The organism is Rubritalea spongiae (genome assembly GCF_042652385.1).
Lineage (GTDB): Bacteria > Verrucomicrobiota > Verrucomicrobiia > Verrucomicrobiales > Akkermansiaceae > Rubritalea > Rubritalea spongiae.
Genome location: NZ_JBHSJM010000001.1, coordinates 1960916 through 1985182, shown reverse-complemented (window position 1 = coordinate 1985182; position 24267 = coordinate 1960916). Strand labels below are relative to the sequence as shown.

Genomic DNA, 24267 nt, shown 5'->3' with positions numbered 1-24267 from the left:
GAGCTTGTATGGATGTATGAAAAACCAGCATTCGGAATGAATGCTGGTTTAAGGAGATTAGCTAAGACTATTCGATTTTGAATGATTGAATATCGAGGAGGTAGTCATTGCCTCCTTGGAAGACAAAATAGAGGTCATGTAATCCTGTGGGTGGATTTGTTATTTGTGCTGTGAAGGTTATGAAATTACTCCAGCCTGAAGTGTTTGTTATATCTATAGAAGTGATGAGCGTACCAGTAGGAGAACCGAGTCTGACTTCCACGGTTCCACCGCTTGTATTGGAGGCTGCAAAGACTTCCACCTGAGTGCTGGGGAGTGCAAAGTTAAACTCTTTATAAGCGACCCAAGATCCAGAGGTAATATAACCAATATGGCTTTCGAGGTTTCTAATTTCGTTGGCATTATTAGGAGCGGATTCTTCATCGTATCCGACAGCATTAAAATGGACACCTAGGTCGCTAGGCGGGCCCGCATTCACGATGAAGTCCGCTACATTGTACAGATATCCAGCAGTGCCAACGAAGACGAAGTAGAGGTCATGTATCCCCGTCACGTAGTTTGAGATATTTCCAGAAAAGAGCTGATAGTTATCGTAGCTTTGCGTGTTATCTATATCGATGGAGGATATCAGTTCTCCAGTGGGTGAGCCTATACGTATTTCGATGGTTCCTCCAGTGCTAGTTGAACTGACGGACATTTCGATACTTTGTGCACCAATATCAAAATCAAAGTCATGATAGGCAACCCATGTGTTGTTTTGGATGAAGCCAATGTTTGTACCTTCGTCTTTAACTTTGGAATCTGAGCTTGGGTGGGATTCGTCATCAAAATGTGCTGCATTATAGACAACGTTTAAGTCTCCATCACCATTAAGATCTTCACCAACACGGAGTTCGACACTACGCGAGCGAGCATCGATATTTACATCGCGAGCACGGATAGCGAAGCTATAGTCGGTTGTCTCAGTTTCGGTGGGGGTTCCGCTGAGTATCCAGTGTCCGTCATTCACTGTATCTTCGGTGATGGTGAGCCAGGATGGCACATTTTCGAGTAACCAGACGATATCAATTTCATCGCCTTCAGGGTCCCAGAGGTCGATGCCTTCGACTAGCACATGGCGATAGGGTTCCCCCATGACAGCATCGGGCAAGATGGTGTAGGCGCGCGCCCAGTTCGGTGCCCCAGGATTTTGGAATTGTGCTAGATGTTCATCAAGACCTTGGAGGAGAGTGAGAGCCCAGGGTTGGAGGGTTGGGTTGCTTCTCCAGATTGAGCCACTCCAGGTCATATGTCCTCCAGCTTGCATGGCTTCAAGGTTCCATTGGAAAAAATCTGCTTCTTCCCATGCTTGCACAGTGCCGTAATTCCAAGCTGTGGTACTGAGTTTAGAATGGAAATTTCCAACGATGAGATCATCCCAGGCCCAGTTTCCACCATCGTGTACGTAGCCATTAGTGGCGGTCATGCGTGTGATGTGGTTATAGTTGTTGTTAAACTGTGAGCCAGTTTTGCTTGCGTGATCATTATTTCCTCCAAAGGCATGGCCGAAGGTGAAATCTTCAAATCGGACGGGGTGGGCGTAGGGAAAAGCGTCGTAGTTGACATTGCTGCGACCATTATTGAAAGCAATAGGACATTCGGGGTTTCCAGCACGAACGGCATTGGCGAATGCTTGATAGAGACGTTGTTCTTCGACGAGACCGCTGGTGGCATTATCTCCATTTTGTCCCATTGTGCTACCGTCATCGAAGATCCACGAGCCAATGTGGGGGCCATAGCGTAGCGCGTAGTCTTTTAGTATAAACTCTGCGTAGCAGAAAAGGTATTTACGATCAGGATAGGTTGCTGAGGCGTCTTCGTATTGTTGCGTCGTCCTATTCCATATTCCCGTATGAAAGGGTTGGCTATTAATGAACGCCTGCATCGTTGGATCGTTGTCACAGTAGTCTTTCCAGCGATCGACAAATTCTTGGAGTGTGTCTCCATTAGTACCAACGAAGGTTTCACAATTCGTGTAAGCTTTGACTTTAAATCCAGCGGCTTTGATATCTAGGATTTTGTCTAAGAGCTCGTCTGTTTCCGGGGAGTCTTGGGTGAGATCCCCCCAGCTAGGAGCGACGACATAATCGATCGCTGGTCCTTGGCCGTTGACTCCTTCGAGTGCGATTGTTTCTAACAATTTATGAGGAGCAAAGTGTAATGCTGATTGGGAGGCTCCCGAGGTAAATCCAACGCTGAGAGTGTCGAGTGTTTTAAAGTTTTTGACATTTTCGAGATCGTTTTCACCTCCACACCATGAGCCTCTCATGCTTGCAGCGCGTTCACCAGCAGCATAGGCGGTTTCTAATTGGATCGATTGGATCGATTTCCCTCCGCCGTGGTCGTCTTGGCCGTAGACCGCAACGTGGTAATTTTTACTCAGGTCAAAGCCTTCGACCAGCACACCTGATGCTTCATAGACGCCATTGATTCGGTAGCACCAATAGCCTCCGATTCCGATTTCGATGGTGACTTCACAGCTCTCGCCAGCCTGGAATTGTGCTCTTGTTCCGGACTGGTCGAGAGTGGTTCGGCTAGAGCCATTGGTAAAATTGAGACCGCGGCTTGCGACTTCTCCATCGCTTGTGACGTTGGCGCCGATGCTGTAGACGGAAGTGTCGGTTCGAAACGGGTTGTAGCCTGAATAGTTAGAGAGATTTGTATCATTACTGATGAGCCCAAAGGAGAGATTATGGGCTGCTAAGTCGCTTATCGATCCTGTTGTGAAGCTGAGTGTGAGCTTGAAGCCTGTATCGGACTGAAAGGTGTTTTCAGAATAGAGGAGAGCCCTGCGGGTGTAGCTGGTTCCAGCTGTATGGAAGGTGGCGTCGCCATCATCGTCCCATGAGTGGGCATGGATGGTGTTATTGATAGCTCCGCCTCCGATACCGGTGTTGGTGGAGAGTCCGTCATTATCGAAGTTGTCTTGATAGAGAACTTCTGCGTTCGCAGCAAGACCTAGCGCCGCCATGCAGGCACTGATCCAGTATGTTGTTTTGTTCATTGTTAGTTTGAGTGGATTTCATGCGGAATCCGAATTAAGACATGGGGGAGATACGCGCATTTTTGTAACCTATTTATCTACAATGGTGAGTCAAGATCGCTTGGGGTCTTTGGATGTTTTACGAAAACTATTTTTTGCTTGTTTCGTTTTCTAGCAGTTCTCACGGGCGTGTGAATTCCGCTCCCAAAACAACACAATTACCTCTAATGTGATTTAGGTGGATCGGGAGAAATAAAAAACCAGCACCCCAAAGAGTGCTGGTTTGGATGGTATTGAAATTGTTAGAAGCTCATCGAAAAGGACTGAAAAACGAGACTAGCTTTCGAGCTACGGCTTATACTGTGAGCCGTTAGTTGAGCCACTCAATATTCGCTTTACGATTTTCTAGGTCGACAGTGACTTTGGCGTGTTTGAACTCGCGCTTGAAGATCCATCCATCGCGGGTGGCTTTACTTATAGGGGCGCCGAGTTTTTTAGAATACTCGGGGTATTCGACCAGTTGGCCATCTTTGATGTTGTAGCCCCAACCGTAACAAAAATAGGAATTTTCATGTGCGCCAATGAGGAAGCAGGCGAGCGGGTACACTAGATTTTCACGGGCGATGCGTTCTTTTTCAGCTGCGTCTAAGGCCATGAATTCTTTGTTAAGCCAGTTGATATCTTGGTCTGGCCATCCTTTGTAGATCACGATCTTGCCGTCCTTCGCAGCTTCGGCTCCCATTTTCCAATAAGCCACCATGTCTTCTTTTTCTTTGGAGGAAATGGAGTCGAAATGCTCGATCATGGCTCCGTCAGTGTAGGGTAGGAATTCGCCACCACCTGCGGTGAATCCGTCAAACTCCGTGGCGTGGGTGCGGAAGCCATTGTAGATGAGAAGTTTGTCTTCACCCATGACTTCTTTCGAACGTTTCATGATGTTGGCCGCGGCTTGGTCGAGTTCTTTTTCTTTACCCATTCCCCAGCCTTGGCGTAACCAGATTGGGCGTTTGGATTGGGAAACAGCATCGAGGAAATAGCCATCGAAGCCGAATTCTTTCACCGCACTACCGATCGTTTTGGCACACCATTCTTGTACTTCTGGGTTGAGCAGGTTGTATTGTACCACCCCGCCATTGTTTTTTGTCTTATACAAGGGCTCACCCGTCTTCATGTTGCGCAGCGTCCAATCCTTTGGTTTTGATTCTGCGAAATCTCGGTTATATGAGGTGAATGGCCAGGCGATGAGAGTGTTCCAATACATCAAGACTTTGGAATTTGGGTTCGCTGCTTTGATGCGTCGGGCGTCTTCGCCGGCTACTTTTTCGGCGTTTTGTTTATTTGTCCGAACGCCATGGTTTTTTTCTAAACATACAAAGTTAGAAAGCTTTGCGGTGAGTTGGACTTGTTCATCCGTCATTTGCGTTTGGCTTCCGAAATGTAACATCACAGGTACACGATCCCATGAGAATTTGGGGAAATAGTCCTTGGATTGGACGGAGGTAATCCCCCCACAAGCGAGGAGTGTGAGCGCTATCTGGCGCAGGCGCGAAGGGCTGGAACGATGAATTTTCATGGGTAATAATAGGAAAAATCTGAGAGTGGATTCTAGTATGGCTTCTCCATTATCGAATAAGCCATACCTCGAGATCATCCTGTTAGCTAAGCGCTAGACACCTATCTGAGTAAATAAATTTTCAACCCAATTTTTAGGGGGTAGGCGGATTTTGTCTTGTGCCTGATTATTTATTCCTCGGATTGTAGTTGCTGGTAGAGTTCGTATGCTGAGCGTTCGACCCAGTTGTGGGCGAGTTTACCGTCTTTGATTTTCCAAATGGCGATGCCAGTAAACTCGATTGCTTGAAGGTCAGCGGGAGTGCCGAGCACACCACCATTGCGAGCTCTGGCGATCCAGCGACTGACGACGCGTGAGCCATCCGCGCTGGCGAAGATCTCTCGGTTTTCTAAGCGGATGCCTTTGGCTTTTTCTTGAAATTTGCTGACCCACTCTTTGAATGCATCGCGACCTGAGATATCTTTCCCAGCGCTGGTGATGACGAAGTCTTCGGTCATTAGTTGGTCTATCAGATCGAGATCATAGGGCGGGTTCCAGACGTTTTCCCAGAATTGTAAAACGAGATGGTTGCCAGTGGGTCCGTCGCGTAATGCTTTGAGTGCATCGATGATCCGAGAGGGCTCCGCGCGTCGGCGGTAGTCGGCATCTGCAAAGGCGTAGCGGATGATACCATCACTGGAAATGACATAGGTCGCGGGGAGTGGGAGTCGGTCGGCAGCTTGTGCTCCACTGCGTTTGACGAGTTGAAACTTTTTCTCGTAGCGTGCTGCAGTGTCAGAATTGAGTTTGAACATGAGGCCGAATTTTTCTGCGACTTGGTGGTTTATGTCGCTGAGGACTTCAAAGGGTAGTCCCATTTTTCTGCTGGTCTCAGCATGGATATCTGGCAACTCAGGAGTGAGCGCAACGAGAGTAGCTCCGAGCTCTTTGATCTCTGGATTCTTTTCTGCCAGTGCTGTGAGTGTGATATTGCAGTACGGGCACCATCCTCCACGATACCAAGTAAGTACGACGGGACCTTTTTTTGTTAATTGAGAGAGTTGAATATTTTCGCCCTTGGCATTGTTTAAGCTGAAGTCGGGAGCTCGATCACCCACTTTGAGAACTTTGTTATAAATGCCTGACTCTTCTAACTCTAACAGTGCATTATTTTGACTTTCTAACAATGCAGCAGGAGCACGCTCTGCAAACTTTTGCTTTCTAGCAACGAGCGTGTCATTGAGGCTCTGAGCCCCGAGCTGGGAAACGAGCAAGCTAAAAGGAAGGAGAAGGTTTTTAAGCATGTGAGAAAGTCGTTGTCTCTATGAAAATAGCAAGTGGCAGTATGTTAATTCTGACAATAGATGTCATGCTCTTAGCTCAAGCATCGAGGATTACGGAAAACATGCGTTTAGTCCGGCCATATTCTAACGCCTATAGAGTTTTGACGTCCTTAATGAGAAGTGGGTTAGAAGGGTATTCAAAAAGCCCGCGGCCTGTGATGAGGTGCGGGCTGAGAGAGGTGTTTGTCTGATGATACGAGCTTATTGGGATGGTGTGGACTCGATGTATTCAGGGTAGATGATTTTCCAATCTTTTTTCATGTCTACGATCGTCCAGTTTTGTGTTTTGGAATCGTCTAACGCTTTGTTGAGTTGTCCGACGTGGGAGTCGCGGTCATATGCGAACTCGCGGTCAGCATCTGTGTGGTGGACGATTAAGCCGAAGCGCGGTCCTTCGCCAGCGGAGGTGTATTGCAGCATTTGGTAGTCACCATCAGAATTACCTGCGGCAAAGATGGGGCGGCTTCCGATGTAGCGATGGATGCCAACTGGCTTGCCTACTTTGTCATCGATGAGGTCGATCTCTGGGGTTTTGATGACGACCGGTTTACCGTCACGGATTTCAAATTTGGCTTTAATGCTGGAACCGATGACGCGCTCGGGAGGAATGCCGTAGGCGCTTTCTGAAAAGACTCGCACGAAGTCGATACCGCCACCAGAAACGATGAAGACTTTGAAGTCGTTGAGACGAAGGTAATTGATGAGTTCGAGCATGGGTTGGAAAACCATGTCGGTGTATGCTATGCCAGTTTTTGGATGTTTAGTGGTGGCGAGCCAATCTGCGACTGATTTTGAGAACTCGTCTTCAGTTATGTTTGCATGGGTGGCCATGGCCATTTCTAGCAAGGCTTTCTCGCCACCAGCGAGGGCGGAATTGAGGTCACCTTTCAAGACGGAAGCAAAGGGCTCTTTTTCTTTCCATTCGGGATGTTCAGGAGCGAGCTGTTTAATGCGGTCAAAGATGTAGTAAGCTTGGAAATACATCGGTTGCTCAGACCAGAGTGTGCCATCGTTATCGAAGGTTGCGATGCGATGAGCCGGAGCGACGTAATCAGGCGAGCCTGCATCTGTGACTTTATCGACGAAGGAAATGATCGATTGCTTAGAATCACTTTTGTTCCAAGATGGGAGTGGATCGGCATGGAGAAAGCCGATGGTGGCAGCGAGTGCTAGTGTTAGGTTTTTCATGTGTACTTTTAAATAAATTGAGGCACCCGCGAGCAGATGCCCCAAAGAGTTTGAGTGTTTGTTAACTAATGGATGTGAGTTCTATTTACCGGCGCCAGCAGCGTCTGAAAGTTTCTTCATGACGTCGTCGAGGTTAAAAGTCGCAGGTTTCTGTGCTGGCGGGAACTCCTTGAAGGTTTCGAGGAAGTCTGCAGCATATTTCTGAGCTGGCACGAACATGTATGCGTGTTGAAGAACCCAGTCCCAGTATGTGTTAGAGGTGATGTCAGCTTGTTCAAATGGATCGGCACGAAGGTCAAAGATCTTCGGTAGACGCAATGGAGTGAATGGCTCGGCCCAGATACCGTCAGCGCCGGGGAGACCGACTTTTGACATGCCTGTACGATAGGTGCTTTGGCCGGTGATGAACGTGGATCGGCCGGCTGTGCAGCTTTGTTCCGCGTAGTAGTCGGTGAAAATCATGCCTTTTTTACCGATGCTATCGATATTGGGCGTTTGATAGCCAACGATGCCTAAGTCGTAAGCCGAGACTTGAGTAGGACCAATGTCATCAGCCATGATGACGAGGATATTTGGTTTTTCGGCAGCATTGGCTATCTGTATGGATAGTGTGGAAATGAAGGCTAGCGCTAGATGTTTGAGTTTCATGGTTCTTTATTTTTCTAGTTTGAGGGTATAGCCAAAGTCATACATTGTATGTAGTTTACATTGTGTGGGTTTTTATTAGCAAGAATTTAACAGCAGATTTTTTGTTAGGAAATATGGATTGAGTCGTTGTTTGAGTACGTCGATAAGGTGAGGACTGGAGCAGTATGCTTATACGGAAAGCATATGTGATTTAAAAGAAACAGGGCCTTCCGAAGAAGGCCCTGCATTGTGAGATTTGGAATAAGTGTCTTAGGAATACTCCACGTATAGTATACGAACAACCTCTATATTAGATAAAGCAGAACCACTCAGATCTGCTCTATGTGATTTGAATCCTACACAAATTTGAAAAACTGTCTGTCTACAGTTCGGTAGACAGTTTTTGGGGCTACCAAGACGGTTTAGTAAAAAACTCAAAGAGTGGATAGGCGAAACGTCATTTCGGATTGAGGGGAAATTGCGATTGAAGGCCTACTCTAATTTGGGACAAAAAAACAGGGCCCTCCGGGGAAGGCCCTGCGTTGTGAGATTTGGAATAAGTGTCTTAGGAATACTCCACGTATAAATACGAAAATCTCTGGTACATAGTGCAGAACCACTCAGATCTGCCTTATGTGATTTGAACCTTACACGAATTTGAAAAGCTGTCTGTCTACAGTTTAGTAGACAAGCTTTCTGAGCTTCGAGCTGACTTTCGGAGGTGTGCGTGATAGAAAACAGTTCATGCGCACAACGATGACCCTGCTATTTTTTGTTTTTTTTGTGGGGGTTAGTTGCGTAGTGGCTGATAGCAAGTCTCTGGGGGAGATGTCGCTCTCCCAGCTAGAACAACGCGTAGAAGCTATTGATGAGGAGCTGGATAAGCTGTCGAAGTGCAGTATGCGAGGGAGTATGGGGCCATTGGGCTGGCGTTCGCATTCGCATCATGATCCATATCAAAATGAATGGGTAAGGGTTGATTTAGGGAGGCGTGTGTTGATTGATCAAGTGGCTTTAGTTCCCACAATCTGGCGAGATTCCAATTTTGGTTTAATGTCAGATGGTTTTCCTGAAGAGTTTAAAATTATTGTAGGTAACGATAATGACCCCCAAGGTCGAGTGGTGGCATCTTTTACTGCTGAAGATAAGTTATTGCCACGGATCGAACCTTTAGTGGTAAATTTTCCTGAGACATCGGTGTCGTGGGTGAGGTTTCAAGCTACTAAACTGGCACCGCGCGCGTGGGATGGTTACTACCAGCTACAGCTCTCAGAGTTGATGGTGTTTAGTGGGGAAGAGAATGTGGCGTTGCGCAAGCCGATTAGAGTGTCTTCTCAAGAGCCATTTACTTTACGCGCTAGGGTGAAGGAAACGATGGTTGATGGATCTTTGCCTTATTTAATGGATGCAGCTGGGGGGGTCGATAGTAAGTCGTTTGTGAGTGTGGTGGATGATGGTTCTCAGCCATCATTGACGATTGATTTGGGTAAACAAAGCCTAGTGAGTCAGGTGCATCTACACACTGTGGATTTGAGCGATAATATTCCCGAAGTGATTCACCCGACCTTCGGTATCCCAGAGCATTTTATTGTTGAGGGAGCGAATAGTGCTGACTTTTCAGATGCAGTTCAGCTCTGCGAATACCGAGTAGAAACGGTGTTTGATGCGGATCCTATTATTATGTTGAATTTTGAGGAGAGAGAGATGCGCTACATCCGCGTCACTGCGCTGCGCCCTCACATTGATGCATTTGGGTCACGAGTGAGATCTGTTGTAGGGTTTTCAGAAATCGTCGTATTATCGAAGGGTATAAACCTAGCCAAAGGGTTGGATGTGGATCTGAATTTTGAGGTGAGAGGATATGTTAGACCGCTTGAAAATCTTACTGACGGTAAAAATTTCTATGGAGAAATTTTGCCTATTCGCACTTGGATCAATCAATTAGCGAGGAGGCATGACTTAGAGAATGAGCGTCCACTTGTAGTTCAGGAGGCAGCTAAACGTTATGCTATACAGGAGCGGAATTTGAGAAGGATGTATTGGCTTGCTGCATTACTTGTGGTGGCGATTGGATTCGTGGTGTTAGTTGGAAGGATAGTGAGGATGCAACACGTGAATGAGATTCGCGAGCGGTTTGCTGCGGACTTGCATGATGAGCTCGGAGCGGACATTCATTGTATCGGTTTATTGAGTGATTTGGCGCAAGATGCGCGCGAGGAACCTGAGAAGCTGGAAGGGGTTTTGCGCAATATTCGAGAGGCAACTGAGGAAACGGGAAATGCCGTGCGTCACTACAGCAACCTGCAAGAAGGAAGATTGTCGAATGGCGGTGTGCGTGGAGACATCGAGCGTATCGCAGAACGCGTGGTGGTGCATCTTACTCACAACATCAAGGTGGAGGGTGAGGAATTTCTTGAGCAATTAAAGCCGCGCACGTGCTCCGATTTGTTACTTTTTTATAAAGAGTGCTTGATCAACATTTGTCGTCATTCTGGGGCAACGAGTCTGTCTACGCATTTAACTGCGGATGCTAAGAGCATTCAGTTGCGCGTAGAAGACAACGGGATGGGGATCGCGAGTATGGATGAAAATGGAGTTCCTCAGTCGCTCAAACGTCGAGCTCGTTTGATGGGAGCCCGGGTGACCATTAGCTCACTCGCTGGACGAGGAACGTGTATCCGTCTCACAGTGCGGAATCACATGCGTTGGTTTTATAAGCTGTTAGGAATTTTCCATTCGAAGAAATAAGTATATGAAAGAAACCATACAAATCATGCTCGTTGAAGACCATCCGAAGTATAGGTCGATTATCGAAATGGCTCTGAAGCACGAGTCGGATATGGCGATTTGCGGCACATTTGGAGCTGCGGAGGTGGCTCTGCGTAGTCTACAAGATGTACAGAATAAGGTGATGCCGAATGTGATTTTGCTCGATCTTAATCTTCCTGGGATTAGCGGCTTGGAAAGCTTACCATGGTTTAGGCAATATCTGCCAAATACGCATATCATTGTGCTCTCGCAGTCGGACGTGCCAGAGGATGTTTTCTCTGCGATTCAGCAAGGAGCTGCTGGCTATTTGTTAAAATCTTCTAGTTTGAATCAGATTAAGGATGGGATTCGCACGGTGATTAATGGTGGGGCATCACTTGATCCGAAAGTGGCGGTGTACATTTTAGAGCAATGGAAGCGGCAGCCAGCGGTGAAGAAGTCTGAGAAGGCTCTTTCGGAGCGCGAATTAGAAATTCTCAAGTTGTTAGGTCAGGGCTTGGTGAAGAAGGAGATCGGAGACAAACTGGGGATTGGCTATGGCAGTGTGGCTACTTATATCCGTAGGATTTACGAAAAACTGGGTGTGGTGAATGCGCCAGCAGCGATCGATATGGCCTATCGCAAGGGGATCTTGCCGTTTGATTAGAGCTCTACCTTTGAGTTAAGATGAGTTGCCGGTGTAGTTCTTTCACTGGGCGAAGTGGCTAAGGTCTGAAGGTCGAGAATTAGAGATGGCATCGCGTGGTTGCGACAGAGGTGTTGATTCAGCCGGAATTCCTGTTAGTTGAGATTGATCAATAAAAAAACCAGCACCCGGTGAGTGCTGGTTTCAAAAGTTACTAGGGTAGTTGGTTTAGTAGCTGAGTTTACCTCCTTTTGATGGCTTTTGGCGTTCGGCTTCCCACCACTCGTTCGGTCCTTCTTTTTCGATATCTTTCCAGAGGGCGATGATTTGTGCTTTTAGTTCATCGGTCTTCTCAGGCATTTTTTTTGCGAGATCGTTTTCCTCGTTTCTGTCTTCCTTGATATTGAAGAGTTGGAATTTAGTGAGGGTTTCGTCGCCGACGATTTTCCAATCACCGACTCGCATGGCGACTCGGTCTTTAGGTGAGGAGACGTGGGTGCGCCAGAAGAGTGGGGTCTTGCGCTCGACTGGTTTGCCTTCGAATGCTGGGAGCAAGCTGGCTCCGTCGATAGTTCGGTCAGTAGGAACTGGGACGTCGGCGAGTTCAAGTGCGGTGGTAAAGATGTCGGTAGCGATGACTGGAACGTCGCTGACTGTGCCTGGTTTGATCTTAGCTGGCCAACGGACGAGACCAGGGACGCGAATACCGCCTTCATAGCCACTGCGTTTGTTGCCGCGCAGACCGCCTGATGAGCCACCGTAGGCTGGAACTGGGCCGTTGTCTGAGGTGAAGATGACGAGTGTGTTGTCGCTTACGCCTTCTTTGTCTAAGGCGTCGAGTACCATGCCGATGCCGTTGTCCATTTGAGTGATGTTGCCCATGTACTTGCTGTTTTCATGGCCTTCGTAGAGGTCTTGGAAACGTGGGTCAGTGGCAATGGGGGAGTGTGGTTCGTGGAACCAGACAGAGAGAACGAATGGTTTTTCTTTATCGCGCACGTCCTTGAGCCAGTGTACTGCTTCGCCAGCAACGAGCTGCGCAGAGTAGCCTTCAGTGTTGCCGACTTCTTCACCGTTGCGGAAGAAATTGTTCGGGTTTTTGTGGCTCTCGATGGCGTTGTTTTGGGTGTACATCCAGTAGTTATAACCATGCTCACCTGGCTGTGGGTACTCTGGGTTGTTGAATTGCTTTTTGGAGAGCAGGTGCCATTTGCCGACGTGGCAGGTGTCGTAACCGACGCCTTTGAGGAGTTTCGGGTAAGTGATTTCACTGGCGCGAAGGTGCGCCTCGTGGTTACCAGAGAGGTGTCGCCAAACTCCATTGCGGTAGGGTGTACGGCCTGTGAGAATGGCAGAACGCGAGGGCGAGCAGACACCGGCAGGTGAGTAGAATGCTGTGAATTTAACGCCTTCTTTGGCGAGTCGGTTCATGTTTGGCGTTTTGATCAAGTCATTGCCATAGGTTTCGGAATCGCCGTAGCCCATGTCATCGGCCATGATGACAACGATGTTAGGTTTGTCTGGGGCGGCATGGAGAGTGGCCGCGCCAAAGAGGCAAAAGCCGAGTAGGTTGAGTGTTTTGGATCTCATATGTCTGAATTTACTGAGTTTAAATAAGGTTTCTTTCGCAGAGTTAGGGGTAAATGATATTTAGTGAGCCAGCAAGGTAGATCTCGAAATGTGAGAGCCGTTTGATAGACAGATTCTTCTAATAATAAAGTATGGTTGGGGGGATTTTTTTGATTAATGATCTCTTGATCCGCCCTCACACTACACGACAAAAAATCACAACTGCTTGTTAGATAAAACCTTGACTACAAGTGCCATGCCGCAAAATAGGCATGTCTTTACACATTTCTATACTAACAACTCTGAGACAGCAGGTTGGAGGGAATCTTTCACGTCTCAAGTGTCTCGCTGACATTATTTTTGCGATCACAAAGTCTCGATCTGTCAATTTGGTGAAGCTGGCCACGGATAGCCAAATGGAGTGCTCACAAAGTAGTCGTTACCGTCGGTTCCAAAGGTTCTTTGCCACATGGGAACTGCCCATGCTCGCTATCACGCAACTCATTTTGGGAAAAATCCCTAAACCTAAGGATGGCTATATTTTGAGTATTGATCGAACCAATTGGCAGTTCGGTAAAACTCACATCAACATCCTAACTATCGGAGTGATTGTGGGAAAAATAGCTGTTCCTCTCGTTTGGCAAACCTTACCACAGACTTCCAAACGAGGGAACTCCAACACAAAGCTACGCATTGGGCTAATGAGTAAACTTCTCGAAGTTCTGCCTGCCAAGGACATTTACTTCATTGCTATGGATCGCGAATTCCACGGGAAGAGGTGGCTTGCTTGGTTAGACAAGAAGGAAGTTACTTTTGTGTTGCGAATCAAAGCAAATACCATTGTTGGTGATCTACTCGCTATGGAGTGTAAACGCTCGCGGGTAGAACGCCAAAGTATCTGGGGAATGAATCTCTATTTTGGTAAAAAAGAAGTTCGAACACAACGTACCCAAACGCTTTACGTCGTGAGTAACCGTTTCAAAAGTAAGAAAGCTCTGAACGCCTATCAGCGTCGCTGGGGTATTGAAGTACTCTTTGGTCACTTCAAAAAGAAAGGGCTCAACATAGAAGACACTCATCTAAGGGAAGCAAAAAGAGTCGACACACTAGTAGCCGTGGTCACCCTAAGCTTCTTCTTCTGTTTTAGTTGGGGAGTCATTTTGAAGCATAACAAAACCCTGCCTGCTTATATAAAACGCAAGAGTTACTTCAGGGCTGGCCTCGAGCATGTGATTGAAATGCTCAATCACCCCAAACGCTTAGAGCAACTGTGGAATCAGTTTTTAGGATGGATTGATAATGGAGCTTTTCCCAAAAAAATTGTCGTGTAGTGTGATCCGCCCTTTAAGTTTTATGATAGAATGAGGGTCACTACCGAGTTCATTTACGATTTATTCGGTACTTCGCTGTTGAGGAATTCTCCTGAGGGTTGAAGTGGATAGATAAGTAATGAATGATGAAATGGTTGTATGAGGGAATGAGCTAGAGAGGAGCGGTAGAAGATCACCAAGCCCATGAATGTTTATTCCAGAAGGCGTAGAGTTGGCGGGTGGTTCCGTTGAAGCCGTTACGCTCCATTGGGCGATCGATACTGCCAAAGTACTTAGGGGTATTCCAACTGCCGCCATTGTAGTTGTAAATTTTCGATCGTCCATTTTCCCAGAAGACGCCACTATATTGCCACATGCACCAATCGCTCCAGACTCCAGAGGCTAGGGCGAGTTTGCGCGGGGTTTCAAAGCGGTTGTAGCCATTAGTATAGAGCGCGAGCCAGTAAGGGCATAGGCGCAAGCGGCTGCGCTGTGCATATGTGGCTCGATTTAGGGTGTTACGGATTTGCGGGCCGTTTTCTAGATAGACGACGGGATGGATGCCAGTGTGGCGGTAGATCTCGTCTACAAAGCCGACCATGAGGTTAGCGCTGCATTTGGTGTCGAAATCGGCGACAAGTAAGATGCGCTGCGTTTGTAGGCTGTAGTTTTTCTTGATTGAGCTAAGTCGGCGAAGAAAGCGACTGGCTTGGTATGTTGCGGATTGGCTAGGAACGACATAACAGTAGGAGCCTAACAACATACCTTGGCGTTCGGCTCCTGATAGGAAATCGCCACATTTGCTGTCGTGGCGACCTGCTTTAGTTCCGCGAGCGATGAGCCCTAGGGCTCCATTGTCTTTCAGTGCTTTTTGGTTCAGAGGAGTGTATCCGTGACCCGCACGTTGCCGTTCTTTTGGATCATATTCGGAGACATTGATTATCTGAGGGGCCGAGTTGAAGCTGACTCGGCCGTATGGGCTAGCGCACGAAACGACTGTCAGTGCAGCCGTCAAGAGTAGGGGGAAGTATCGGGGGGACATAGCAACTTCGTAGCCTACATGATGTTAGAAGTAGGTGGAAGAAGTTAGGTTAAAATAGCTGTATATTGCACAGTTCTAGTTTTTGATCAAAAATAAGTAATGCTTGTTCCTGTATGGTCTTCGACAATGAATCTAGCAGATCAGTAGATCTAGACATTTTCCGCATCAAAATGGCTTATGAAGCTAAAATGATTTGTAAGAGCTTCGTTTACTCCATGAGTTTTTGAAGCAGGGGGCGGATGGCGTCTGCCCAAACTTGGTATTGGTCTGGGTTCGGGTGAAGGAGGTCCTTCATGACTTGTTTAGAAAGCGTGCCGTCTTCTTCGAGGAAAACGTTGTTAATATTGAGGTAGAAGACGCGTTTGTTGTCGGCGTAGGTTTCGATGATTTTGTTAGTGCCATCGATGAGTTTGCGTTTTGGATCTTCTGGTGTGGTGCCGCGTGGGAAAATGCCGAGTAGGAGGATCTTGGTTTCGGGTTGTTTCTTTTCTAACAAATCAAGAATCGCTTTAATGCCGTCAGCGGTTTGTTCGGAAGGTTCGTCGCGGTGTCCGGCATTGTTGGTACCGATCATCATGACGATAGCTTTGGGAGAGATGCCGTCGACTTCGCCGTTTTCGATACGCCAGAGAACATTTTCTGTGCGATCACCTGAGTAACCGAGGTTGAGTGCTTTGTAGGGAGCATACTCTTTCGCCCAAACTTCTTTGCCTTTGTTCTCCCATGCGTGAGTGATGGAGTCGCCGATGAAGACGAGCTGGACGTCGCCGAGATTTTTCTTTTGTTCGAGCTTTTCTTGGTGTCTGGGCATCCACCATTTTTGGGTGCGGCTTTCTGGAGTGGTGGAGAGCGAGCTGTCAGTTTCTGCACAGAGTGGGAGAGAAAGGAGGCTAAGAGCAATAGCGAGATATTTCATAATTATTGTACTCTTAATGAACTGATCGTCTATCAGCCAGCTTTTAGTTGGCTGAGCTGAGTGTGGCAGGGAGTTTAGAAGATATGGATAAATTGCTTCACCGCCTCGCTAAAATTGAAATGGGCTCGCATCGTGCAGCAAGTCAATTTGTCCTCACGATCTAAGAAGGAGCATTATCCTTGTCGATGGGGTGGCAGCGATCATCATAAGTGTAGCGCTTTCGGAGGCTCGGAAGTGGAATGATACAATAAGGGAAACGATGAAGTTAGTTATTCTACTTACTATGCTGTTAGGTGGCTACGGTTTAGTCATAGCTGAAGAAGTGCCAAACGAGAGACTTGTAGAGCCTCTTCACCGTGCAGTGATCGCAGAGGAGGAGGTGGATCCGAATTCACTGCACTATGCTCTGAGCGCGGATCAGAGAGGAGTCGATTTGCCGACGAGTGAGCTGAAGATGATGTTGCGGCCGCTGACAAAAGAGGAGCTGGAGCTGGAGCTGCAAGAGTGGATGAATTTGTTGAAGCAATTAATAGCGAACTCATCGGGAGTGAATCTTGAGGTGGCGAGGCTGAAGGAGGAGGATTTGGAGAGTGAGCATGCAGTTGCATTACGAGAAAAGCAGTTAGAAAATCGCCGCCATGAGTTAATTCTAGTGAAGCACATCAATACCGTACTTAGTGCATTAGAGCAGAAAGGGGGAGAAGTCGAAACTGAGCGTCTTTATGTGAATGCAGTTGTGGAGACGAAGGATGCCACGACGAAAAGCGCTACGGACCAAGTGACGGCGTTGGCGGCCGATTTTGGTGTGTGGTTTGCTAGTCATGAAGGGGGAGAGAAGTTCATGCAGAATGCTCTACGATTCATAGTTATATTGATCGTGTTTGCAGTCTTGGGGAGGTTGATAGCTGGGATTACGCGGCGAGTGATGCGACGGCAGCATCGAGGTTCGGTGATGCTGCGTCAGTTCATTCAGAAGTCGATCGGGCTGGTAATTTTTTTCATCGGCTTTCTTGTTGCTTTAGCCGCTGTGGGTGTACACGTCGCATCAATGTTAACAGCAGTGGGAGCAGGTGGTGTGATTATTGGTTTTGCTTTACAGGACAGTATTGCGAACTTTTGGAGTGGGATTATGATAATGGTGTATAAGCCCTTTGATGCTGATGATTTTATATCTATTGACGGAGTAAAAGGGAAGGTTGAGCGGATGAGTTTTTTAAACACGACTCTGGTGACAATAGATAATAAGGAATTGGTAATTCCGAACAGAAATGCATGGGGGAATACTATAACCAACTACACGGCACGGGCTGTGAGGCGTGTCGATCTGGTGTTTCGTATAAGTTATGGAGATGATATTCAGCGTGCATTGAACTTACTGAAAGAGGTGGCCGAGTCGCACAAGTTAGTGCTCGCGAAACCAGAGGTGACTACTGGAGTGCAGAGTTTGTCTGAGTCTGCGGTAGAGATTTTTGTACGCCCTTGGACAAAAACTGAGGATTACTGGCCAGTGCATTGGGACCTCACGAAAGAGGTGAAGGAACGCTTTGCGCGGGAGGGCATTTCTATTCCGAAACCGCAACAGGAAATCGTGATGCATCAGGCCGAAAACCTGCCGGGATAAGGGTCTAAAGGTGGCCTGTTTGTTTCAGTCCTTCGTTAGGAATAGGAAAAGTCTGTTAGTGGTCTGCCGCGTGGGTGACGACATCACGCCCAAGGATAGATTCATAGCGTTGAATGTAAGCTGCGGCCGTGTTCTCGTGGTTGAACATTTGAGCACTTTCACGCATGATGCGGCGGATAGTTTTGTGCTTAGCTTCGGGTTCCCATTGGTAGAATTTAATAGCTTCATCAATGGCCCAACGCAGGCCTGAAGGGCTGTAGTGCTCGAAGCGGAATCCGTTACCAAGTTTGCCATCATAGTGCATATGCCAGACTGTGTCATGGATGCCGCCAGTGTCGTGTACTACTGGAATACAGCCATATTTAGGTGCTACCATTTGAGGAAGGCCGCATGGTTCGAAGCGTGAGGGCATGAGCATGAAGTCGGAGCCGGCGTAGGCGAGACGCGAGAGGCTCTCATCGAAGTCACATACGGCGACTTTGCCATCGAGTTCGTGTAGTGCGACGATGTCTCTAAAATGTTGAGAGAATGAACCACTAGCGACAATGACGATTTGTAGGTCGAGCTGAGCGTAGTCTGCTACAGTGTTGTACATGATGTCGGCTAGGAGCTGACAGCCTTTTTGCATGGGGTCGAGGCGTGAAGGCCAGAAAAAAATAGGCGCGTCAGGATTGAGGTTTAGGCCAGTGGCTTGTTGGAGTTGGGCCTTATTTAAAGCTTTTCCTTCTACAAAGGTGTCTGGGCTAAAATGGTGTTCTAGTGCAAGGTCAGTCTCTGGGTGGAGCGATTCGTCAGGAGCATTGAGGATACCGCTGGCGCAGCCTGCGTAGAGTTTATTGGCTAGTTCGTTTCGAATGGCATCTGGCACGAACTCGTGTTTTCCCTCAACCACTTCATAGAGAAAAGTAGTGCTCACAGAGTTGACGTGGTCTGCTGCAAAAATCCCTGTGGCTAAAAGGTCCACAGGGATGTCATTGCGAGCATGGTCGTAGCTATCGGGTCGCTCGGTGAAATAGAGGTGCTCCCAAAAGTCTGCGGCATCGATTCCTTTGTCTTCCATATAAGCCATAGTTAGACGTTCGGAGTGAATGTTATGGCAGGTGAAAAGGCAAGGGATGCCCAAGCGTTTAGCTGCTGCGGGAATGAGGCCTGTCATCCAGTCATTGCAGTGGATGAGATCGGGTTTGACTGAGGGTATGATATTGTTGATAACTTCGCGTTGGAACGCTAGTGCGGTATTATGGTTTTCGGCAATGTCGTAGACCTTGCTGCGGCGATAAAACACACGATCCTCTGCAAGGTGGATGCGTTTGTCAGGGAGAGCATCGGTAACGCGTTCGTATTGGCGCTCGAAAATTTCCTTCATGTCCGTTTGGAACATGTGGCGGTAGTTTGGTAGGGCTACGTGAACGTCTGCGCCTTGATCGTAAAGAGCTTTGACGAGAGAGGCTGAGACGTCTGCCATACCTCCAGCTTTGGCATGGAGACGCTGGGCGAGATTGCCCATGCCTGATGGTAAATACGTAATCTCCGGAGTAACGACAAGAATGCGGGATTGGTTAGGTTCAGCCTGCGGTGTCTTGTCGTTCGTTGGGGATTTACTCATGGTCGTTACTTATGGGTAGCAAATGTGTGAAGCAGATTCAAATAGAGATGTAGCTATTTTCATTCGGCGAAGCCAAGGAGGAGGCTTTTTAGGTAAGGCTTGTAGCTTATGGTGTAGAGCAGCATTTGCTGACAGCTCTGACACAATCATGAGCTTAGTTCATGATTAGAGAGAGTAGAGCAGCTCTTATGCCAAGTGAATCTAGGTCTAGTTTGCTTTTTTAGGAGAAATAATATTTCTCGGTGACAAATATGCTGTAGTGGCTTTAGTGAAGCTAAAGCAAATTTCATTTATGCAGTATCCTTTTCTTACAGACGCCTACCACATCCCTTGGTCATTTTTGACTCCTGATCATATCGAATCTGATATTACTAAAGCATTAGAGCTAGCTGAACAGCGCCTTGACGCTATCCGTAAATTGGATGTTTCTGCAGTTACTTATGAAAATACCTTCGGAGCTCTTGAAAATGCCGCGCAAGAGCTTGAGCGTGGTTGGGGGAGATTAAGTCACTTAGATTCTGTTAATGACAACCCCGAACAGCGCGCTGGTATGAATGCGATGCTGCCTAAGGTTTCTGCGTTTTATTCACAGATCTCACTCGATGCAGATATCTGGAAAGCATTAAAAGCCTTTTCAGAGAGTCCATCTATGACGGAGCTAAGTTCTGTCAAAAAGCGATTCGTTGAAGAAACCTGTGCGGATTTCATTCAAGCGGGTGCAGACCTTCCAGATGAAAAGAAAAAGGAAGTGGCGGACATTGATGCCGAGCTCTCACAAAAGACGAAAAAGTTTTCAGAAAATGTGTTAGATTCGACCAATGCGTGGGAGTTGATCATCCACGACGAATCGCGTTTGAGTGGGCTTCCAGAAATGGCCAAGGAATCGGCGAGGTTAGATGCGCTACAGCATGGTCATGGCTCTGAGGACGCTCCGAAATATCGTTTTACTCTGCAGTATCCATCGATGGGTCCAGTGCTGCAGTACGCTGATGATGATGCGCTGCGTAAGGAAATCTGGGCGGCAAATGGAACGATTGGACGCGATGGCGAATATGATAACACTGAGCTGATTTGGGAAATTCTCGAGCTACGTCAGCGCAAGGCAGAAATCCTTGGTCACGCGTCATTTCCCGATCTCATCCTGCAGCGCCGGATGGCTAAGAGCGGGAATGCCGCGCTCGAATTTACAGAAGATTTACACCAGCGAATCAAAGGGCAATTTCTGAAGGACACTCAGGAGTTACAAGAGTATAAGGCTGAGAAAACTGGCAGCGATTCTGGACCGCTCGAGCCGTGGGAAACGGGGTATTGGGCAGAGAAACGCCGTAAGGAGCAATACGACTTCGATGACGAAGCTCTGCGTCCTTATTTTCCAGTCGATCAAGTGATGGATGGTATGTTCTCGATCACTTCCAAGCTTTTTGGAATTCGCATTGAGCAATGTGCCGTGGTGCATGGGCGAGAGGAAGAAGGGAAAGTACAGGTGTGGCACGAAGATTGTAAATTTTATGATGTTTTCGATGCAGAATCTAACGAGCTGTTAGGTTCCTTCTACGCTGACTGGCATCCGCGATCCACTAAGCGTGGTGGGGCGTGGATGAACTCACTCAAAACGGGTGGGCCGTTAGATAATGGGAAACGTGAACCACACTTGGGGCTGATGATTGGCAACATGACTAAGCCAGTGGGCAACAAGCCCGCATTGTTAGATCACCGAGAGGTGGAAACTATTTTCCACGAGTTTGGTCATCTGCTTCATCATTTGTTAGGAGATGTCGAAGTGCGTTCTCTTTCTGGCACCAACGTTCCATGGGACTTTGTCGAGTTGCCATCGCAGATCATGGAGAATTTCTGTTGGGACCGTGAGTCACTGGATATGTTTGCCAAGCATTATGAGACGGGTGAAACCATTCCTGAAGAGCTGTTCCAGAAAATGGTGGCAGCGAAGAACTACATGAGCGCCAGCGGCTTCATGCGCCAGCTCTCACTCGGCAAGCTCGATCTCGAACTGCACCAGAACTTCAAAAACTATAAGGGACGCGATTTGGATGAAGTTGATGCCGCGATTCTCAAGGACTACAAGGCGCCGCTCGCTACTGAGTCACCCACCATTGCCCGCCGTTTCTCGCACCTGTTCTCTGGTCCAGTAGCCTACGCGTCTGGGTATTATTCCTACAAATGGGCAGAGGTGTTAGATGCCGATGCGTTTACCCGTTTTCAAGAAGAAGGAATTCTGAATACGGAAACGGGGATGAGCTTCCGCCGCGAGGTGCTTTCGCGCGGGAATTCGCGGCCGGTGGATGAATCCTACCGAGCCTTCATGTCACGCGACCCAGAGCTGACACCGCTGTTAGAGCGAGCTGGTTTGGCGTAGCAGATCGAGTGGGGTTGGGTGTTGCCGTCACAGGTGATACTTAACCTGCTCATTGAGTGTCCTCATTTATGAGGCAACAAGGACAGAATGGGCTGTAGCAAATAAGCCTTGTGCTATGAGTAAGTTCTGACATAGTGACTCCGTCGTCGGCAACAAAACGACATACTTTTTAGTTTTTCTTTCACGGTTATTTGCTCTGATTTTTTAGTTTAAGGAGTACCCAATATCGCTGATTTTTCAGCCCTTTGCGCGAGATAAAGTTGCTAGAGCGCATTGCTAACTAGTTGAATCTATTTCGACTCGTACCGGGCTGAATTCAAGCCAGAGCACTAGATCTCTGCACCCAACTTTTCTTGGAGCTACATCAGCTAGGCTTCCAAGATCAAATCACCCAATCAATGAAACATTCCATCATGACTGTGTTGAATAAACGCAGCCACAAGCCCTCCCATTTTAATCAATTACTTACGACTTTAGGCCTCAGACAAACAGCTGAACCTCAGCTCAAAGCACCAACTGCGAAGCTTGGGAAAGCGCACGGATCCAGAGCAATCAAGCAAAATACTTCGACCAACGCTCAGGACAAAAACCGAGTCACCGGACGAATTCAAATCACGGCCCAAGGGCGTGGATTCGTTCAGCCAGATAATCCAGATGCAGAGGAAATCGTCATTTCAGCGTGCCAAACAGGCACGGCATTCAATGGAGATCGTGTACAGGTGAAGCTGAGCGCTCATTCTCAAGGTTCCCGTTCTAACAGTAGACCTACAGGGGCTGTGGTTGCTGTGCTCGAGCGCAAGCGCACGAAATTTGTTGGCACATTAGAGCGTAGGGATTCCTCGTATTTCGTGGTTCTTGATGATTCACGCATATCCCAGCCATTCCAAGTCGCTCCTCCTAAAAAAGGTCGCGCTAAACTCGGTGATAAGGTCCTTGTAGCACTTAAAAAGTGGAGCTCTGCTCGTGATATTCCACAGGGAGAAATTATGGAAACACTTGGGCCAGCCAATGGCAAAGGTGTGGACATGGTAGGCGTGCTTCGTCAGTATGATCTTTCGGCTGAGTTTCCACCGGAAGTTCTCAAAGAGGTAAAGCGACTGGGTTCTACAGTCACGAAGAAGGACCTCACAGACCGTACAGATTGCCGTTCGCATCCAGTCATCACCATTGATCCTGCTGATGCAAAGGACTTCGATGACGCCTTCTCGCTCACTCGCGCAGGAAAAGGCCGTTGGAAATTGTGCGTGCACATTGCAGATGTTTCTCACTACGTAAAAGCTGGTTCAGCAATTGATAAAGAAGCGCAACTGCGAGCGAACTCGACCTACCTGGTAGACCGCGTGATTCCGATGCTACCAGAGGCTCTGAGCAACCATCTTTGCTCCTTGATGCCGCATGTAGATCGCTTAACGAAGTGTGTGGAGTTTCTGATTACGGACGAAGGGAAAGTACTTCGTTCAAGCTTTTATGCGGCAGTCATTCATTCAAAACAGCGCTACAGCTATGAGCAAGCGATGGATGTCATCGAGAATGATCCAAGTAATCCGTTAGAGCAGATGCTGCATAGTGCAAATACATTGGCTGCAAAAATTAGACGGCGTCGTATTCAAGCGGGCTCGTTAGATATGGATTTTCCTGAAACGAAGATCCATTTAGATGCTGAAGGAAAAATTAAAAAACTTGAAGCTGTCGATTACGATGCTTCACACCAATTGATTGAAGAATTCATGCTTTTGGCCAATGAATCTGTTGCGAGACATTTGCAAAAATTGAAACGTCCCAGTTTGCATCGCGTGCATGAAGAACCTGATTGTGAAAGGCTCGCAGAGTATCGCACGGAAGTACGCAAGCATGGTATCCAATGCGGAGATCTCACGAAGACAAGCGAAGTGCAAAAACTCTTCAAGAGATTGCACGAGCACCCTATTGGTCCAGTATTAAAAATTGGCTTCCTGAGGTCGCTGATGAAAGCTCGTTACGCTGCAAAACCAGAAGGGCATTACGGCTTAGCCAAAACATTCTACACACATTTCACATCGCCGATCCGTCGTTATGCGGATCTTGTGGTCCATCGTAGTTTGTTCGGTGAAACACAAGAAATCAACATGGAGGACATCGCTCTTCACATTACGGACAAAGAGAGCAATTCCACGGATGCTGAGCGCGATAGCAAAAACTTGAAGCTCTATTCCTTCTTGAGTGCACAGTTAGAAACTAAAGAGCGTCAAGCTTACACCGCGCTAGTCACGGAAGTGAGAAACATCGGGATTTCAATCAGTGTTTCCGAGCTGGGACTCAAAGGAATGATTCCTTTCTCACAGCTCAAAGACGATTTCTATCAATTTGATCCAGCCAAAAATATTGCGAGAGGGCAGCGCCAAGGACGTCTCTTTAAGCTTGGAGATGAAGTGCAGGTTGTGATCGCCAAAGTAGACTCTGACAAGCAACGCCTCGACTTCACACTGTCGTCTAACAAGCGTCGTTCAGAGAGAGCTCCACGAAAGCGCCGAGCCCGAAAGCGTGGAGCAAAGCGAGCAGCCCTCGCTCCTGCATAAGGTTTTAAAGGAAAAGCCTCTTTGATCATTAGAATCAAAGAGGCTTTTTTTGAAGTATGGGGGCGGTTATCGAGGCCGCCCAAGGTTGCTAGCCGAGCTTATCCTTCACGGCTGCGAGGAGGTCGATGGCTTTGTCGATCAGAGTCTA

Annotated in this window: 14 protein-coding genes and 1 pseudogene; 6 read left to right on the top strand and 9 right to left on the bottom strand. The window is 47.7% G+C overall.

Features of this window, described 5'->3' with window-relative positions; all coding sequences use genetic code 11:
- Positions 1-67: 67 nt before the first annotated feature.
- The 5 genes and pseudogenes from ACFPK9_RS09000 to ACFPK9_RS08980 all read right to left on the bottom strand — a co-directional run.
- Positions 68-3043 carry a carbohydrate-binding protein gene (locus ACFPK9_RS09000; RefSeq protein WP_377094528.1) on the bottom strand — a complete coding sequence of 992 codons (2976 nt, stop codon included), beginning with the start codon at positions 3041-3043 and terminating at the stop codon, positions 68-70.
- Between the two features lie 349 nt (positions 3044-3392).
- Positions 3393-4595 carry a putative glycoside hydrolase gene (locus ACFPK9_RS08995; protein ID WP_377094527.1) on the bottom strand — a complete coding sequence of 401 codons (1203 nt, stop codon included), beginning with the start codon at positions 4593-4595 and terminating at the stop codon, positions 3393-3395.
- 170 nt (positions 4596-4765) lie between these two features.
- Positions 4766-5878 carry a redoxin domain-containing protein gene (locus tag ACFPK9_RS08990; RefSeq protein ID WP_377094526.1) on the bottom strand — a complete coding sequence of 371 codons (1113 nt, stop codon included), beginning with the start codon at positions 5876-5878 and terminating at the stop codon, positions 4766-4768.
- A 240-nt stretch (positions 5879-6118) separates the two neighbouring features.
- A complete protein-coding gene (locus ACFPK9_RS08985) occupies positions 6119-7105 on the bottom strand; it encodes an HAD family hydrolase (RefSeq protein WP_377094525.1) in 987 nt (328 codons plus the stop codon).
- 303 nt (positions 7106-7408) lie between these two features.
- Positions 7409-7753 (bottom strand): annotated as a pseudogene (locus ACFPK9_RS08980) (sulfatase-like hydrolase/transferase); the annotation flags it as partial.
- Between the two features lie 780 nt (positions 7754-8533).
- Between ACFPK9_RS08980 and ACFPK9_RS08975 the strand changes: the two are divergent.
- Both ACFPK9_RS08975 and ACFPK9_RS08970 read left to right on the top strand, forming a co-directional pair.
- A complete protein-coding gene (locus ACFPK9_RS08975; RefSeq protein WP_377094524.1) occupies positions 8534-10480 on the top strand; it encodes a histidine kinase in 1947 nt (648 codons plus the stop codon).
- Between the two features lie 4 nt (positions 10481-10484).
- Positions 10485-11147 (top strand): response regulator, encoded by a 663-nt coding sequence (locus tag ACFPK9_RS08970; RefSeq protein ID WP_377094523.1) that lies wholly within the window; start codon positions 10485-10487, stop codon positions 11145-11147.
- A 207-nt stretch (positions 11148-11354) separates the two neighbouring features.
- Here ACFPK9_RS08970 and ACFPK9_RS08965 read toward each other — a convergent pair whose 3' ends face one another.
- Complete coding sequence (locus tag ACFPK9_RS08965; RefSeq protein WP_377094522.1) at positions 11355-12716, bottom strand: sulfatase family protein; 1362 nt, start codon at positions 12714-12716, stop codon at positions 11355-11357.
- A gap of 251 nt (positions 12717-12967) precedes the next feature.
- On the opposite strand from ACFPK9_RS08965, the gene ACFPK9_RS08960 reads away from it, so the two are divergent.
- Entirely contained in the window at positions 12968-14026 is a 1059-nt protein-coding gene (locus ACFPK9_RS08960) for an IS4 family transposase (protein ID WP_377092544.1), read from the top strand.
- A gap of 172 nt (positions 14027-14198) precedes the next feature.
- On the opposite strand, the gene ACFPK9_RS08955 is transcribed toward ACFPK9_RS08960, so the two are convergent.
- Both ACFPK9_RS08955 and ACFPK9_RS08950 read right to left on the bottom strand, forming a co-directional pair.
- Entirely contained in the window at positions 14199-15047 is an 849-nt protein-coding gene (locus ACFPK9_RS08955) for a GH25 family lysozyme (RefSeq protein WP_377094521.1), read from the bottom strand.
- Positions 15048-15255: 208 nt separating this feature from the next.
- The gene (locus ACFPK9_RS08950) at positions 15256-15963 is read right to left on the bottom strand and encodes a platelet-activating factor acetylhydrolase IB subunit (protein ID WP_377094520.1); all 708 of its coding nucleotides are present in this window, start codon (positions 15961-15963) and stop codon (positions 15256-15258) included.
- Between the two features lie 259 nt (positions 15964-16222).
- Here ACFPK9_RS08950 and ACFPK9_RS08945 point away from each other — a divergent pair, with 259 nt between their 5' ends.
- Entirely contained in the window at positions 16223-17584 is a 1362-nt protein-coding gene (locus ACFPK9_RS08945) for a mechanosensitive ion channel family protein (RefSeq protein WP_377094519.1), read from the top strand.
- A gap of 55 nt (positions 17585-17639) precedes the next feature.
- On the opposite strand, the gene ACFPK9_RS08940 is transcribed toward ACFPK9_RS08945, so the two are convergent.
- Positions 17640-19190: a glycogen synthase gene (locus tag ACFPK9_RS08940; RefSeq protein ID WP_377094518.1), complete on the bottom strand. Its 1551-nt coding sequence runs from the start codon at positions 19188-19190 to the stop codon at positions 17640-17642.
- 292 nt (positions 19191-19482) lie between these two features.
- On the opposite strand from ACFPK9_RS08940, the gene ACFPK9_RS08935 reads away from it, so the two are divergent.
- A complete protein-coding gene (locus ACFPK9_RS08935; RefSeq protein WP_377094517.1) occupies positions 19483-21564 on the top strand; it encodes a M3 family metallopeptidase in 2082 nt (693 codons plus the stop codon).
- Positions 21565-21962: 398 nt separating this feature from the next.
- Positions 21963-24119: a ribonuclease R gene (rnr, locus tag ACFPK9_RS08930; RefSeq protein WP_377094516.1), complete on the top strand. Its 2157-nt coding sequence runs from the start codon at positions 21963-21965 to the stop codon at positions 24117-24119.
- Positions 24120-24267 lie beyond the last annotated feature (148 nt).

Coding starts and splice junctions, on each gene's coding strand:
- ACFPK9_RS09000 (WP_377094528.1), bottom strand. CDS start 3,043: ATGAACAAAACAACATACTGGATCAGTGCCTGCATGGCGGCGCTAGGT.
- ACFPK9_RS08995 (WP_377094527.1), bottom strand. CDS start 4,595: ATGAAAATTCATCGTTCCAGCCCTTCGCGCCTGCGCCAGATAGCGCTC.
- ACFPK9_RS08990 (WP_377094526.1), bottom strand. CDS start 5,878: ATGCTTAAAAACCTTCTCCTTCCTTTTAGCTTGCTCGTTTCCCAGCTC.
- ACFPK9_RS08985 (WP_377094525.1), bottom strand. CDS start 7,105: ATGAAAAACCTAACACTAGCACTCGCTGCCACCATCGGCTTTCTCCAT.
- ACFPK9_RS08970 (WP_377094523.1), top strand. CDS start 10,485: ATGAAAGAAACCATACAAATCATGCTCGTTGAAGACCATCCGAAGTAT.
- ACFPK9_RS08965 (WP_377094522.1), bottom strand. CDS start 12,716: ATGAGATCCAAAACACTCAACCTACTCGGCTTTTGCCTCTTTGGCGCG.
- ACFPK9_RS08960 (WP_377092544.1), top strand. CDS start 12,968: ATGTCTTTACACATTTCTATACTAACAACTCTGAGACAGCAGGTTGGA.
- ACFPK9_RS08955 (WP_377094521.1), bottom strand. CDS start 15,047: ATGTCCCCCCGATACTTCCCCCTACTCTTGACGGCTGCACTGACAGTC.
- ACFPK9_RS08950 (WP_377094520.1), bottom strand. CDS start 15,963: ATGAAATATCTCGCTATTGCTCTTAGCCTCCTTTCTCTCCCACTCTGT.
- ACFPK9_RS08945 (WP_377094519.1), top strand. CDS start 16,223: ATGAAGTTAGTTATTCTACTTACTATGCTGTTAGGTGGCTACGGTTTA.
- ACFPK9_RS08940 (WP_377094518.1), bottom strand. CDS start 19,190: ATGAGTAAATCCCCAACGAACGACAAGACACCGCAGGCTGAACCTAAC.
- ACFPK9_RS08935 (WP_377094517.1), top strand. CDS start 19,483: ATGCAGTATCCTTTTCTTACAGACGCCTACCACATCCCTTGGTCATTT.
- rnr (WP_377094516.1), top strand. CDS start 21,963: ATGAAACATTCCATCATGACTGTGTTGAATAAACGCAGCCACAAGCCC.